This is a genomic window from Streptomyces viridochromogenes, from assembly GCF_001270495.1.
Classification (GTDB): Bacteria; Actinomycetota; Actinomycetes; order Streptomycetales; family Streptomycetaceae; genus Streptomyces; species Streptomyces viridochromogenes_A.
Map to the genome: position 1 here is coordinate 33,626 of NZ_LGUR01000227.1, position 15,030 is coordinate 48,655.

13 protein-coding genes are annotated in these 15,030 nt (G+C 67.0%); 10 read left to right on the forward strand and 3 right to left on the reverse strand.

The window, feature by feature from the left end:
• The first annotated feature begins 62 nt into the window (after window positions 1–62).
• The 7 genes from ADK36_RS32970 to ADK36_RS33000 all read left to right on the forward strand — a co-directional run bounded on the left by ADK36_RS32970 (window position 63) and on the right by ADK36_RS33000 (window position 8,872).
• Window positions 63–1,517, forward strand: coding sequence for an MATE family efflux transporter (locus ADK36_RS32970; RefSeq protein ID WP_053200063.1), 1,455 nt, complete (start codon window positions 63–65; stop codon window positions 1,515–1,517).
• A 138-nt stretch (window positions 1,518–1,655) separates the two neighbouring features.
• Window positions 1,656–2,774 (forward strand): aminotransferase class I/II-fold pyridoxal phosphate-dependent enzyme, encoded by a 1,119-nt coding sequence (locus tag ADK36_RS32975; protein ID WP_338060804.1) that lies wholly within the window; start codon window positions 1,656–1,658, stop codon window positions 2,772–2,774.
• Between the two features lie 26 nt (window positions 2,775–2,800).
• The gene (locus ADK36_RS32980) at window positions 2,801–4,222 is read left to right on the forward strand and encodes a hypothetical protein (RefSeq protein WP_048584407.1); all 1,422 of its coding nucleotides are present in this window, start codon (window positions 2,801–2,803) and stop codon (window positions 4,220–4,222) included.
• Between the two features lie 117 nt (window positions 4,223–4,339).
• Window positions 4,340–5,515, forward strand: a complete 1,176-nt coding sequence (locus ADK36_RS32985) for an MFS transporter (RefSeq protein WP_159391225.1) — start codon at window positions 4,340–4,342, stop codon at window positions 5,513–5,515.
• 27 nt (window positions 5,516–5,542) lie between these two features.
• Window positions 5,543–6,787 carry an ATP-grasp domain-containing protein gene (locus ADK36_RS32990; protein WP_048584409.1) on the forward strand — a complete coding sequence of 415 codons (1,245 nt, stop codon included), beginning with the start codon at window positions 5,543–5,545 and terminating at the stop codon, window positions 6,785–6,787.
• Window positions 6,784–8,025 (forward strand): ATP-grasp domain-containing protein, encoded by a 1,242-nt coding sequence (locus ADK36_RS32995; RefSeq protein WP_053200068.1) that lies wholly within the window; start codon window positions 6,784–6,786, stop codon window positions 8,023–8,025. Before ADK36_RS32990 ends, ADK36_RS32995 begins: the two co-directional genes overlap by 4 nt.
• A gap of 79 nt (window positions 8,026–8,104) precedes the next feature.
• On the forward strand, window positions 8,105–8,872 hold the full coding sequence (locus ADK36_RS33000) for an endonuclease/exonuclease/phosphatase family protein (RefSeq protein ID WP_053200070.1): 768 nt from the start codon (window positions 8,105–8,107) through the stop codon (window positions 8,870–8,872).
• Here ADK36_RS33000 and ADK36_RS33005 read toward each other — a convergent pair.
• Window positions 8,808–9,485 carry a hypothetical protein gene (locus tag ADK36_RS33005; RefSeq protein ID WP_048584412.1) on the reverse strand — a complete coding sequence of 226 codons (678 nt, stop codon included), beginning with the start codon at window positions 9,483–9,485 and terminating at the stop codon, window positions 8,808–8,810. The two genes, ADK36_RS33000 and ADK36_RS33005, sit on opposite strands and share 65 nt — an antisense overlap.
• Window positions 9,482–10,294, reverse strand: a complete 813-nt coding sequence (locus tag ADK36_RS33010) for a methyltransferase (protein WP_053200072.1) — start codon at window positions 10,292–10,294, stop codon at window positions 9,482–9,484. The genes ADK36_RS33005 and ADK36_RS33010 overlap by 4 nt, the downstream gene beginning before the upstream one ends.
• Window positions 10,295–10,581: 287 nt before the next feature.
• Here ADK36_RS33010 and ADK36_RS48300 point away from each other — a divergent pair, with 287 nt between their 5' ends.
• Complete coding sequence (locus ADK36_RS48300; RefSeq protein ID WP_053084727.1) at window positions 10,582–12,069, forward strand: serine/threonine-protein kinase; 1,488 nt, start codon at window positions 10,582–10,584, stop codon at window positions 12,067–12,069.
• A 586-nt stretch (window positions 12,070–12,655) separates the two neighbouring features.
• Here ADK36_RS48300 and ADK36_RS33020 read toward each other — a convergent pair.
• The gene (locus ADK36_RS33020; protein WP_234329964.1) at window positions 12,656–13,918 is read right to left on the reverse strand and encodes a DUF418 domain-containing protein; all 1,263 of its coding nucleotides are present in this window, start codon (window positions 13,916–13,918) and stop codon (window positions 12,656–12,658) included.
• Between the two features lie 520 nt (window positions 13,919–14,438).
• Here ADK36_RS33020 and ADK36_RS50620 point away from each other — a divergent pair.
• Window positions 14,439–14,738 (forward strand): hypothetical protein, encoded by a 300-nt coding sequence (locus tag ADK36_RS50620; protein ID WP_234329965.1) that lies wholly within the window; start codon window positions 14,439–14,441, stop codon window positions 14,736–14,738.
• Between the two features lie 8 nt (window positions 14,739–14,746).
• Entirely contained in the window at window positions 14,747–14,965 is a 219-nt protein-coding gene (locus ADK36_RS50625; protein ID WP_234329966.1) for a hypothetical protein, read from the forward strand.
• The last annotated feature ends 65 nt before the right edge of the window (window positions 14,966–15,030 follow it).

Sequence of the window (15,030 nt, forward strand, 5' to 3'; positions counted from 1 at the left end):
CCACCAGTCACAAACGGTCTCCGAAAGAGACCACAGTCCGCCGCCGAGCAGGAGCACCCGACATGAGCCGCGCCGGATCCAACATTCCCGGACCAGACGTACAGCAGCATGAACCTCACCGCCCCGAGGCCGAGACCGCGGCGGCGCCCCCGAGCGCCCTGCGCCTGGCGGTCAGTCGTGGGTTCGTCACCCTGCTGTGCGCCACCGCGGTTCCCGTGATGCTGCAGTCGTTGGTGTCCTCTTCTCGAACGCTGATCGATTCATTCCTGGTGTCACACCTGGGCACGGACGAGGTGGCAGCCATCGGCTACGCCGGCCGGGTCATCTACGTCATCATCATGGCGACCCTGGGCATGGCTGACGGCGGGGCAGTCATTGTCGCCCAGTTCTGGGGAAACGGAAGTCACGAAAAGACCAGACAGGCGACAGCGATCAATGTCGCCGTCGCCGGCAGTGTCGCGACGGCCGCCTTCGTCATCTGCTTCACCGGCTCGAAATGGATCGCCGGGCTGGGTACCGACGACCCCTCCGTCGTCGCACTCAGTGCGGGATACATCAGGATCGCCAGCGCGATGATCATTCCCTTTGCCGTCATTTCGGCACTCGCGGCGACTTTGCGATGTCTCGGCGAGGCAAAAGTGGCGATGCGGTGCACGCTGGCAGGCGCGGTAATCCATATCCTGATAGCCTACGCACTCGTATTCGGCGTCGGCGCCATACCTGCGCTCGGACTGAGGGGAGCGGCCTGGGCGACCGTAATCAGCGCCTACATTGAATGTCTTTTCTATGTTGTGTACATTTACGGCACACGGCATCTCATGGCCTTCGGGTTGCGGGACATTCGGGACGGCCTCAGAAACGTTCTGCTGAAGAAGATTCTGGTGGTCGGCGGTCCGGTCTCCCTCAGTTCGGCCGCCTGGGCATCCGGAATCCTTGTCTACGCCATGCTCGTCGGCCAGGGCAGCACGCAGAACCTGGCCGCGCTCTCCATGGTCAGCACCCTGGAATCCGCAGCCATCGCCGTGATCAACGGCGTCTCGACCGCGTCCGCCGTAATCGTCGGAAACAGCCTCGGAGAGAACAGAGAGCAGGACCATACGTGGCGCACAAGTAAGGCGCTGCTCATCTGGAACACCGCCATCGCCTTCACCTGCGGAATCCTGCTGCTCCTCACCAGCCTCTTTGTGGGGGTCATCTATTCGGACGTCGACGGGGAAACCATCTCCCTCGCCCGGGACGCCACAGTCGTACTGGCTGCGCTGTTCATATTCCGCGCGATGAGCATGACCCTGCAGAATGGCCTGCTGAGGGCGGGAGGCGACACGCTCTACATCCTCTATGCAGATCTCTCGTGTCAATGGATCGTGGCCATACCCCTCACCTACTTCGCCGCGATCACGTTGCACCTCCCTTTCCCCGTCATCTTCGTCGCAATTTACACCGAAGAGATCGCGAAGACGGTGGCAAGTAGCTACCGCGTTTACCGTCGAAAGTGGATGCGTAGATTCATCGACTGACCGGCCTCCACGTAAGGATATTCTAGCTTCCCGAGATGGGATCACAGTGCCTCGAATCATTCATTTAGGCTGCGGGCTGTGTGCCGCAGCACAGCTCGGCAACACCTCGACGCCGCAAGAAGGTGAGTGGCGATGGGGATGAGAATCGCGGAACGCGGGGTTGCATACCCCGTGTCTCAGTGGCGCAGAGACTTCGACAATGGGCTTGATCTCAGCCGGAACGAGCTGGTACATCCCCGGGCGGAGGAAATTGCGAGCGCTATATACGCCGCGACACCTCCGAAGCTGTTCAGCCGTTATCCGGCGAGGATGGAATCGATCCTCGGACTGGCTGAATATTTCCACGTGCCGGCCGATAGGCTGGTGTTGACGCCAGGTTCGGACGCCGCCCTACGATTGATCTGCACGTACTACAATCGTCGGACGGAGGGTGAGGGCCTGCTAATTCTGCAGGACCCGAACTACGTGGCCTGGGAGTCGACCGCGAATATTCTCGGTCTACGGCTCAACCGAATCACCGCCGACCCCGGCAACCTGGCCGAGCAAGATCATCGGCTGCTGAGAGCCGCCCGCGAGAGCACCGGCGCCTTGATCGCGGTGAGCGTGCCGAACGGCCCCCTCGGTGGGGTCCTCTCGTCCGACTACATCGACGAGCTGGCCACGGTGGCGCGGGACCGCGGACACATTCTCGTCCTGGACAGTTGCTACCAGGCATTTCACGGCCCCGTGGCCGAGCAGTTCGCGCGCGCCGGCGGGTCGACGATCGTGGTTCAGTCGATGTCCAAGTCCCATGGGCTGGCCGGGGCGAGGATCTCGATCCTCTGCGGTGACCCGTCACTCATCGACGAACTAGACGCGGGTCCCCTCGAACACGCGGTGGCCAGCACCTCCGTGCTGGCCACACGAATGGCGATCGAATATCACGACATGTTCGAGGAAATATGGCGTGAGATTCGACTGGTACGTGGCCGGACCATGGACCGGCTACGCGAGTGGGGATTCGATCCGGTGCCCTCCGGCGGGAACTTCGTCTCCGTACCGCTCGGCACGGAGGAAAGGGCCGCGAACTGCACGGCCCGACTGATCGAGTCCGGCTATCGGATCAAGAACCTTGCCGACGTGCCCTCGCTGGCCGGATATGTGCGGTTCGCGATCACGGACGAACAGACCAACAACGCCTTCCTGTCGGTACTGCGCGATGTCTTGCCGGTCCCGACCGACCCCAGTGGCGGAGTCCTCGCCACTGAATCAAGTTGACCATGAAAATCGAAGGGGGAAACACAGTGAGTGAAGTCACGCCCATCAACGTTCTGCTGGTCGGTGGATGCGGCCACTGGGCGGCGAAGGAAAACCATATTCCGGCGCTGCTGCAGATGAAGGAAGAGGGCACTCCGGTCAGGGTCGGCGCGATCTGCGATCCGCGTAATCCCTATCGCGAGGGAATCGACGCCGCCGGCATGGAGCCGCTGTCCACGTTACTGCGGCTGGACAGCCCGAAGTGGCTGAACCCGGCGGGAATGGATTCCGACGCGGTACATCGCGAGATAGACGCCCTGCACGCCGAGGAGCCGTTCGACGCCATCATCATCGCCTGCGACCCGGTGCACCACATGGTGTACCTGCGTTGGGCCGCCGGCCGAGGCGTGTCCGCACTCTGCGACAAGCCGATCGTGTGCGCGGAGAACGCGTCCTGGGACCCGGCGAGCGCTCTGCGCATCGAAACCGACTACGAGGACCTGCTGCGCATGATCGCGAAGCAGGACAAGGCCTTCCACATCGCGGTGCCCCTGCGCCGACGGGCGAACGACGCCTACCTGAAGGTGGCCGGGGAGATCCAGGACGTCTACGACAAGCACAAGCAGGGCGTCACCAGCATCAACCTGGTGAAGAACGCCGGTATGTACCGGTTCCCCTCCGAGTACAACCTGGGCAACGCACACGGCTACCGGGCCGGGGTCGGTTCGCTGGCGTTCTCCAGCTACCACTTCATCGATGTGCTCGCCTGGTACCTGTCGGTGGCACCGGGCAAGGCGACCCAGCTTTCCCTGACGATGCCGTATCTGCGGCGGCTCGGTGAGTACCTCAAGACCGACGAGGCGGTCATGCTCGGCAGTCTCCTCGGCGAGGAGGGGATCGCCGACGCGCCGGTCGAGTTGCCCCCGGAGGTGCTGCGTACCGAGGTCGACTTCGTCTTCCACGCCGAGCTGCTGGACGAGGACGACACCAAGCTGGGTCTGATCACGTACTCGTGCTTCAACAACACCTACTCCCACCGTGCGACCGGGCTGAGCGAGCTCGACAGCACGGACCTGGTGCCGTTCCGGGAGAAGGGCCGAATGTCCCAGTTCGTCATGGACATCAACCAGGGGAACCTGCAGCATCTCGTCATGCGCAAGAACGATGTCGTCGGCGAGGACTACGAGATCGCGATCCAGCGCCGACGCAACCCGCGCATCAGTGACGAACCCCGTCAGGACTGGCTGTTCGCCAACGCCCACGCGGGCAGCCAGATCACTCCCCAGGACCTCACCCGAGGGTTCCTGCGGCTCGCCGTGCGCCAGGAGGTGCCGGAGGAGATCCGTCGCCAGATGTCGTTCCTGCACGAACAGCGGCTCAGCCACCACCTGTTCTCCGGCTTCTACCAACTGATAGCCCGGAACTTCGTAGACAGCACTCCGGCTCGGCACACGGTCCGGCTCACCTGAGCCAGCCGGCTTGGTCCACCGCGTGGTGACCGTCGGCCCGTCGGATGCCCACATACCGAACATGAAGGGACTGATATGCGGGTCGATGCCTACCGAACCGTGCTTGCCCGACCGGGAATGGGGCCGCTCTTATTGCTCGGCCTGTTCGTCAAGGTCGCCGTCGTCGCGATCCCGGTGGTGATCAACCTCCACGTGGTGCTCGGGCTGGGGTACGGATTCGGCGCGGCAGGGCTGGTGGTCGCCGCGTGGACGATCGGTTGCGCGATCGGCGGTCCACTGCAGGGCCGCGTGATGGACAAGCGCGGCGTACGCCCGACTCTCGCCGCGGCCGTGGTCTTCCAACTCGCCTTCTGGGGACTCGCGCCGACGATGTCCTACGGGATGCTGATCGTCGGTTCGGTCGGCTCCGGCCTCCTGAACGTCCAGGGCTTCTCCATCGTGCGCCTGGGCGTCGCGGTCTCGCTGCCGGAGACCCAGCGGCACGCCGGCTTCGCCCTGGACTCCATCACCTCCAACATCTCCTACATGGTGGGCCCCGCGCTGGGGGTGCTCCTGGCGACGAACATCTCGACGTCCGTGTCCATGCGAGCCCTGGGTCTCGTCGTCGCCATCGCGGGCACAGCGCTCGCGGTGCTCAACCCTCAGGTCCGCGACACGACGAAGAGCGACACCGGCGACTCGGTGCGACTGTCGTTCCGGGAGCGGTTCGGGGGCATGGTCTTCCCGGTCATGGCGGCGACGATGGCGACGACTTTCGTCATCTCGGGCTACGAGATCGCGATCACCGGCTCGCTGCGCGAGGCGGGGCAGGTCCAGTGGGTTGGATTCGTCATGACCGTCTGCGGGGTCTGCTCACTGGTCGGAGCCCTCGTCTACGGCACGCTGTCCCGGCCGCCGTCCGCGGGCGTCATCGCGCTGTCGCTGGGCCTGACGACCGTTCCGGCGGGCCTGACCGCCGACTGGCGCTGGCTGTGCCTGGCGATGATCGTGCCCGCGCTGCTGGTCTCACCGGCGTTCGCGGCCACGGCCCAGGCGGCCAGCGTGTTGGGCCCAGCCGGTCAGCGCGGTTTCGTGATGGGCGTTTACAGCGCGGCGCTCACCCTCGGCAACAGCGTCGGCGCGCCGCTGTCGGGGGCGGTCCTGGACAACACGAGCCCGTTCTGGGCGTTCACCGTGATCGGCCTGACGGGCGCCGCGCTGGCCGGGCTCGCCCTTCTCTCCGGGCGCAGGTTGTCCAGGACCCGCCTCCCGGATCCGCACCAGGCAACCACCACGGCCGACACACCTGCTTGATTTCCTCTTCGACCCTTGGAGAACTTGGTGCAAACCAACGGTTACGTACTCGTCGTCGACGCGTTCGGCCCCGCACGATTCTTCCCGCCGGAATTCCGCAAGGCCGGCTACGAGTGTGTTCGGGTCCAGAGTTCCGGTGAAGTGCCGCGGGTCTACGCGGGTTCTGTGGACCTGAGCCTCTACGCCGACAACATCGTCCACTCGGGAGACTTCGCCGAAACGCTGCGCGCTGCGGGCGCCTACGCGCCGGTCGCTGTCGTAGCGGGCAGCGAGTTCGGTGTGGAGTTCGCCGACCGGCTCAGCGAAGCACTCGGCCTGCCCACCAACGGCACTGCTCTGAGCCCTGCCCGCCGGGACAAGTTCAGGATGATCGAGACGATCAAGGCGGCGGGCCTTCGGGGCGCTCGCCAGCTCCTGGTCTCCGACGAGGAAGAACTGCGCCAGTGGCACGAGGAGTCGGGCGGCAGGGTCGTGCTGAAGCCGCTGCGCAGCGCCGCCAATGACGGCGTTTCCTTCTGCGAGACACCGCAGGAGAGCGTGGCCGCGTTCCGGAAGATACTGGGTTCGGAGAACGTCTTCTCCGAGGAGAACACGGGTGTGGTGGCCCAGGAATACCTCTTCGGCCCCGAATACGTGGTCAACACGGTCAGCAGGGACGGCCGGCACCATGTGTGCGACGTCATCGGCACCACCCGGATCTCCGTCAACGGCATGCAGGACATCTGCAACTCGGTCTATCTGATGCCCCGCCGGGGGGAAGTCCAGGACCAGCTCGTCGAGTACGCGTTCCAGGTGCTCGACGCACTCGGGGTGCGCCATGGCGCGTCGCATCTGGAGATGAAGCTGACGAGTACCGGCCCCGTGCTGATCGAGATGGGAGCTCGGATCGCGGGCGGCGATCTGCCGCACTACGTACAACTCGCCACCGGCGAGTCGGCGTTGGACTGGACCGTCGACGCCTATGTGCGGCCTGAGCGGTTCTTCGCTCGATGCGACGCCGACTACCAGATCGATCGCCACCTCGCGTCGGTGGCACTCGTGTCCCCGAGTGCCGGCACCCTGCGCTCCTTGCGGCACCTCGAAGCGATCAAGAACCTGGAGAGCTTCCACGAGCTTCGCCAGTTCGTGCCCGTGGGCGGACAACTCGTTCCCACGACGAACGACTCGAGTTACGTCGGCTTTGTGATTCTGCTTCACCAGCACGAAGAGATAGTGATGCGGGACATCGGCACCGTCCACTACCTGGATGGTGAAGGGATGTACGAACTGTGAGTGGCAGCACGCCGCACGTCGTCGTCATCAACCGTTGGCGTGAGCGATACGCCCTCTACGCGGATTACCTGGACCACGAAAGGCACCAGGTCACTTACGTCTCGACCGAGGTCGGGCTGCGGTCCGTGCCGGACTCGGCCTCGGAGGTCGTGGTCGTACGAGCCACGGACGACCTCGAATCGGTCCGTGCCGCGGTGCGTGGGCTCGTCGACCGTCATGGTCCGCCCACGGCGATCGTCGCGCTCAAGGAGGACGATCTGCTGGTCGCCGCCGCCCTGCGCGAGGAATGGAACTGCCCGGGGCAGCGGATTGGGGACCTGGCTCACTTCCGCGACAAATACCTGATGGCGGAGCGGGTCGCCAAGGCCGGGCTGGACCTGCCCGCTTTCGCCATCGCGAGCGACGAGTCCGACGTCCGGGCCTTCGGCGCCACGCACGGCTGGCCCCTGATCATGAAGCCCCGGTCCGGAAGCTCTAGCGAGGGCGTCGTACGGCTCGACGGACCCGCGGACCTCGCCGCCTTGCGTTTCTCCGGCGAACCCATGATGGTGCAGGCCTACAACCCCCACCAGATCTACCATGTGGACGGCGTTTTCACCGGGAGCGCGATTCCGCTGTGGCGGGCGTCCAGATACGTCAACACGTGTCTGGGATTTCGCGAGGGAACCTTCCTCGGTTCGGTCGAGGAGGACAACGCCGAAATCAACCGGGCCATCAGAGAGGGTGCGGAGCATTATCTCCGCGCGTTGTCCGACACCCCGGTCGTCTTCCATCTGGAGCTGTTCGTCGACACATCAACGGGTGCTCCCAGGTGCAGTTTCCTGGAGGTCGGCGCCCGGGTCGGAGGCGCGGAGATCCCGTTCATCTGGCGCGAACTGCACGGCTACGACCTGATGTCCGCGGCGTTCCAGCTGCAGATGGGCCTGCCGGTACCGGACCCTCGGACAGTCGACCGCGCCGAGATCGGCGGATACCTGCTGATCCCGGCCCCGGCGGAGCGCCCGTGCCGGATCACCGACGTGCTCTCGATGCTGGGCACGGTGCCGGGGTTGTACGCGGAGGCTCTGCTGAAGGTGGGAGACGTCCTTCCAGCGGCCGACGCCTACTACGAACACGTCGGTGGCCGCTTCCGTTTCCGGGGCGAGACCAGCCACGAGGTGGAAGCCGCGCTGACGGCCACGGCGGCGACCTTCAGGGTGTCGGCCGCCACGGCACAGACGGCGGACCGGAGCGGGTGAACTGCCCGACCCCTGGCCCGGTAGCAGAACCAAGGCGATTCGATAAATGCCCTCCCTCTCCCCATAGGATGATGCATATATGAGCCCTACACTCCTGAAACTCGCTACCTGGAACATCGGGGGCGGGATCCTCGGGGAGTCTCATCAGCGCGACGGAATCCCGTCACTCGACTACTATGCCTCGGTACTCAAAGAGCACGTGCCCGACGTGGTGTGCCTGCAAGAGGCTCACGACTACGACGGACGCCAGGAAGGCCAGTCGGAATACCTGGCGCGATGCGGTGGGTATCCATACGTCGCGTCATGCCCCACCAGCGAATCACACATGGCGGAGAACGCCTCCCTGGCACTCGGCATCCTGTCCAAGTTCCCCATCAAGGACGTGACCTACAAGCAGTTTCCCAATTTCCGACTGGAGGGCGCCAGCCCGAATGGTGAGCCCTGGAAGCTCCACGACAAGGGCTATGTCGTCGCATCGATAGATCTGGACGACAGGACGCTCGGCCTGATAAACGGGCACTGCTTTCCCCTGCATCGATTCGGGGCGAGCCCCACCGAGCCGATGTTCACGCCGATGTGGGACATGCTCACGCAAGATCTGCTGGAAATCGGCGATTCCGGCACAGCGTTCGCGGCCCTTGACGCAAACTATGGACGGATAGAAGAGCTACTCAAGGAGGCTCTACTTCCGGGAAAGTACCTGAGCGCGTTCGAGGGAACCCCCACGACGCCCAAGGGCGTGCAGAACGACCACATTCTCTACGGGCATGCGATGCGGCTGCTCACCACGACGGTAGCGGCGACCGAGTCTGACCATTCATATTGCCAGGTGAGTGTCCTGGTGTGATTCCGGAGCCACGCCGGTGGCGCCGACCGGCCCTGGCAGGCCCTGGGGAGCCCGGGGTGTGGCGGGAGAGGACGACCTTCTGCAGCGGGCTGTCGGCGTGCAGGTCGACCAGGGCGGCTGCCACGGCGGCACGGTAATTGCCCGTGTCGGCGACGGCCAGGCCGATCCGCCCGGCCGGCTCGGACGCGGACTCGCCGCCCGCAGTGACGAGGCTGACCAGGCGGTCGAGGCCCTCGGTGCTGACGGACCGCACCAGCACCCCGTGCCGGCCGGCCCGTACCTCGTCGCAGGGCACCATGAGGTGCAGCAGATCGCTGTCAGTGCCCGGGGTGCATCCGGCGAGCGCGATCCCGAGTTCGAACGCCGCCCAGCCGTAGGCCCGCCAGCCCTCCACCTCAAGGGCGGCGAGCCGTTCTTCCACCGCGGACAGGCTCCGGGCCCCCGCATCGAGCCGGACGGATGCCAGAGCGCCCCCGGCAAAGGACCATTCGTCCAGGCGCTCGTACACCACATAGGGGTCGAACAAGCCGCTGCGGGCCAGCCACACCATCAGAGCGAGCGGCTCCTCCGTCGGAGGCAGGCGCACTTCCCGGTAGCGGTGCGGGGCGGTCATCGCGCGGCCTCCGTCTCCGGCCGACGGCCGCGCACACTGATCAAAGGGTAGGAATTGACCGCGAACGCCGGATCCTGGATCAGGGCGTAGAACCGGGCCAGTTCGTCGGCCGTGATCCCGTCGGCGGTCAGCAGCCCGGCCACCTGCTCGATGTTGGCGCGGTGCAGGCAGGCGCCGGTGCTGCCTCCGGGCCACGACTCGGCATAGGTAGTAGCGGTGACATCCTCCAGCCCGGCCGCTCGCATGGCTCCGTACACTCGACGGCCCCACCGCGGGTCGGCCCCGGCCTTCTCCAACTGCGCCCACAGAGCGGCCAGTACATGCTCGAACAGATCGGCCGCACCCTCGTCGGGAACCGCGAGGAGAGGGATCCAGGAGCAGTCGAACTCCTCCAGCACCAGCCGGCCACCCGGCCTCAGCGCGGTCACCAACCGCTGAAGCACACGCAGCCGCTGGGGCAGGTGCAGCAGCACCAGCCGGGCGTGCACCAGGTCGTAGTACTGGCCCGGCAGAGGGTCGTGGACGATGTCGTGGCGCAGCAGCCGAACGTTCGCGGGGCGTGGCCGTGGCGCCGCCTCAGCCCAGCGCGGCTCGATGTCGGTCACGGTCACCTCGCCGTCCGCGCCGACCTGTTCACCGAGCCAGTCCCCCAACGAGCCACCGCCCGCGCCGACTTCCAGGCACCGCCAGTTCTCGGTGAGACCGGCGAGTTCCAGTTGGCGGCGCGAGAAGGCGTCGTAGCACGACTCCAAGGCGATGAGGCGGGCCTGCGTCTGCCGGGCGGCGTTGTCGAACAAGTAGCGGGACATGAGGTCTCCGGATGGGTGTGCGCTGCCCCCGCTTCACATGTTCACGTAGTGAACGGGAGGAAAAGCAGGGCGCGACGATGCCCAGCCTCCGTGGCACGCACGCCCGGCGTATCCACGGGAGCGCCACGGAGCCGCGACGCCGACGGCGGGATGCCGAGCCCGGTCCGGTCGGCGTCTCCGGCATCGAGTGGCAGCGGTGTCCGGGCGGGCCCGCTCCGACGGGGTGGCTCTTCCCCCGGACGGCTGATCCCCCGGCGGGCGGCCACGCACTCCGGCATGATGCCTGCATGGTGTCGGGGGGAAAGGCAGAGGCCGCCGCGTCCGAGGGACGGCTGATCGGCGGGCGGTACCGGCTGGGCGAGCAGCTCGGCGCGGGCGGCATGGGCGCGGTGTGGGCAGGACTCGACGTGCTCGTCGGGCGGGAAGTCGCCGTGAAGGAGGCGTACGTCGCCCAAGGGCCGTCACGCGTCGAACGGATCCTGCGCGAGGCGCGCGCCGCGGCCCGGGTGAACCACCCCTCAGTGGTGACCGTCCATGACGTGGTGATGGAAGACGGCCGCCCCTGGATCGTCATGGAGCGCGTACACGGCGAATCCCTCGCGGCCCTCCTGGAACGGCAGAGGTCCCTGCCCGAACGCGAAGCGGCACGGATCGCCCTGTGCGTACTGGAGGCCCTCTCCGCCGCCCACGCCCGCGGTGTCCTGCACCGCGACGTGAAACCGGGGAACGTGCTGCTCGGCGCCGACGGTCGCGTGGTCCTCTCGGACTTCGGCATCGCGTACATCGCGGGCGAGGAGTCCCTGACCCGGTCCGGCGAGTTCATGGGGTCGCTCGCCTACACCGCGCCGGAGCGCATGGGCGGCAGACGCCCGGGCCCCGCCTCCGACCTGTGGTCGCTGGGCGTGCTGCTCTTCCAGATGGTGGAGGGGTGGTCACCGTTCCAGCGGGAGTCGGTGGAGGGGACGGTCGGTGCGGTGCTCACGGCAAAGACGCCGGAGACGCGGCGAGCGGACGCGCTGGCCTCCGTCATCGCCGACCTGTTGTCCAAGGAGCCAGACGAGCGGCCTGAGGCGGACCGGGTCGTGAGGGCGCTGCGCGGCGCAGCGGGCGAGGGTGCCGGCCGACACGACGTTCCGGCCAAGAGCGGCGGCAACGGCCGACGACCGTGGCTCGGGGCCGCCGCCATCGCCGCAACCCTCGTGCTCGTGTTCCTGGCGACGGACGGCTGGCCGGGCGGTGGCAGGAAACAGCCGAGCGCCGACAGCTCACCCACGTCGTCCCACACGGCCTCCCCCACACCTACGGTGACCGCCGCCAAGGGCTATGTCCATGTCCGGGAAGACGAGTTCGGACTCGAAGTGCCGGCCAGATGGCAGCGGCACGCCCAGAACACCGACGGGCAGTACCGCTATACGAAAGGCTCGTACGAGCTCCTCGTCGTCCCCGGCCGGGACAGCGTGAAGGCGTATCCGGACGGTCTGATCGAATACCAAAGGAACGACGAACCCGAGCTGCAGCCCTACCGCGAGGCGACGTGGAGCACGGCCTCGGGCTTCCGCCTCGTCGAGGTCGGCGACCGGACCTTGGCAGAAGGGCAGTTCACCTGGCAGAAGGACGAGCGGGGACAGGAAGTGTTCGCACGGAACCTCGTCCTCCTCGTCGACGGGCGCTACCACGTGGTGCTCGTTCGCGGGCCGGCGAGCGAACGGGAGACCGTGGGGCGGATCTACGAAAGGGCCGCGACGACGTACGTGGCCACAGAGAGCGAGACCTAGGAGGCATCCCTGTCTCCCTGGAAGGCGTCGGCACCTCGGCGTGCCGCCTACGCCAACTCCTCATCGCTGCCAGCCTGTGTGAGCAATGGCGCGACCGCGTGCCCTCGGCCGTGTGACCCGCGGTCAGCGTCGTCGACGGGTTCACCGACCCGTAGTAGGCCGCCCGGTAGGCGTTGTTCGCGGCGAGGAAGCTGAACGCCTTCCGGCTGGTGAGCACCGCCTCCGGTTCCGGGGCGCCGATGTCGTCCAGGTGCTGGATCCACCGCAGCTCATCCGCGATCGGATCGGACTCCGGGTCCCACCACGGCCGTGCGGCGGCAGGCATGTTCTCGGCACATCGCCAGCGGCCAGCTCCAGCCTCGACCGGAGCGCCTCCACATGCCGCTCGACATCGTCGTACAGCAGCTCGATCAGCCGGTCCTCTCCCCAGCTGATGAGAGGGTCTCGAAACCTTCTAGTGCGGGTTGTTCGGAGGCTGCCCCAGCACCACCTGTCCGGATGGGCGTTGGGTCAGCAGCGGCAGATGCTGGATCCATGAGCGGCCCGGCCGGGGTGGAGTGTGGAGGTTCACACCCCGGCCCGGGTCTCATCGGATGTGCTTCGCCGGCTTGGTGGCGGCGTTGAGCAGGTACTCCAGGGGGCCGCGGCGGAAGAAGCGGGACCAGATCGCGGCGAACAGGATGGCTCCGAGGACGTACATGATCAGGGGCAGCCAGGACTGCTGGGTGCCGGTTCCGGCGGGCGTGGACAGTGCCGACTGTGCGAGGAAGTGGCCGACGTAGGCGGTCAGGGACATGGTGCCCACGGCGATGACCGGCTTGGCCAGGCGGCGCAGTCGCGGCAGACGGTCCATCGCCACCGTCGCGCCCACGATCACGAGGATCGCGATTCCGACGCTGCCGATGATGTCGAACGTGGTGCCGCTGTGCGGCCCGGCCTTCAGCAGAAACGACGCGGGCATGTCGGGGAACGACCCTGCATCAGCGGGCATCGACCCGCTGCCGGTGGGCATCGAACCGGAGCCGCCGGACGACGACCCGTCTTCCGCGAGGCTCCGCAACGCGCCCTTGCCGGCGAGCAGCAGGGACATGCCGTAGGCGGCCGCGGTGAGGGTGGCGCCGAGCGCGGCCAGGCGCTTCTGGATGGTGCCGCAGGAGAGGTCGAGGCGGCCCAGCGCCATGCCCGCGATGACGAACGACATCCAGGTGAGCGCCGGGTAGAAGCCGGTGAGCAGCAGATCGAGGACGCCGACCTCGCTGAGGTGGCGGAGCGGGTCGTAGGTGTTGATGCTCTGCTGGACCGACGGGGTCAGCAGCGAGGTGAGGGCGAACGCCAGCTGCGGTGTGACGAGGGCGAACGCGGCCGCGATGATCGCGAGGGTCCTGGCGCTCAGTCGCACCAGGGGCAGGGCGAGGAGGAAGTAGACGCCGTAGAAGCCGAGGATGATCACGCCCCCGTACTCCATCGCCATCACGGTGCCCAGCGCCAGCAGGATCACGGCGCGGATCGCGATGCGGGCCCTCGCCTGCCGGCCCGCCAGGCCGGTCTTGGGCTCGCGGCGGTCGGCGAGCAGCATCAGTGAGAACCCGGCGAGGGTGGCGAACAGGACCGACGAGTGGCCGTCCGAGATGTATCGGATCCAGCTGCCGACGCCAGTCGTGGCGGACAGCGGGGGGCCGATGTGCACGACGTACATGCCGAACACCGCCAGCGCGCGGGCCAGGTCCACCCCGACGAGGCGTCCCATCGAGGGACCGGGCGAGGCCGGGGGCTCGGGGGAGGTCCGGGGCGGCGGAGGCGAGTTCTCCTGCGGAGCTGATGTCTCCTGCGGCGGCTGTGTCTGTGTCATACGGAGAACCTCGCGTGGACGTCCGGGGGCGGACCATCCGGCAGTCTTCGGGCTCTCCCCCGCCGATCGGCGGGTACTGCCCTGCCGACAGGCGGAGTCTCGTCCTGACCGGTCGGTCCGGTGCGACCGGACGGGCGGTGTTGTTCGGCCACTTGGCGGGGGTGGACCCGACGGTTGCCGGATGGGCCCGTGGCGGCCGGGCTTGAAGGCTGGAGGCATGACAGACCGCGCCGACACAGGGAGCGCGAGGACTGCCCCGGCACTTCGGCCCGCGTACCGGGTTGTGACGCCACGACACCGCAGAAGAAAGGAACTTCGTGAACACCGCATCCGCTCCGACGACGGATGAGCCGTCCCTGTCCGCCCACGGGCTGTACGCGCGGCTGGCGGCCACCCAGCTCCTGGCCCCCGCGCGATGACCCACCCCACGCAAGGTTGTCCGGTCGTCCACTGTCCCAGTCCCGGCCGGACAACCCCACGCACCGGCACCCACGGAAACCAAGACCGCGAAAGCCCGCCTGTGCGCACCGAGTCCGCCATCCGTTGCGGACGTGGGCTATGGGACTGGCTGGCCCAGCCGACTGCGCTGTTCGGCGGCGTGTACGGGCTCCTGGTGTCGAGTTCGGCCGTTGCCGCGCTCACGCAGTTCGGCGAGGTGACTCGGGCGGCGCGCATGGACGACGCCGTGTGGGTCCTGTTCACCGCCCTTGCCTCGGCCCTGGCTCATGGATACGCCCACCAGATCACTCACCGCGATGCTCAGGGCCATCCCGGCATACGGGGAGTGGCGCGCGCAACCTCGCCGAATGGCCGCTGGTAGTGGCGGCGTTGCCCACCACACTGCTGCTGTGGGGGGCGGGCCTTGGCTGGTGGCACTCCACAGGCATCGAGTACGTCGCCTTCGGAATCAACACCGTCCTGCTCCTGGGCTGGGGCCTGCTCGCCTCCCGGGCCGCAGGCCGTACGTGGGGACGAGCCGTCAGGATCGGCGGTACTGACGCGCTCTTGGGAGTGGCCTTCGCTTTGGTCAGCACCCTGCTGAAGTGAGGCGGCGATCAGGGCTGTCGTGCGCTGCCGGTTGAGGCTCACGTGTGAGCCGCGTGAGCCGCAAG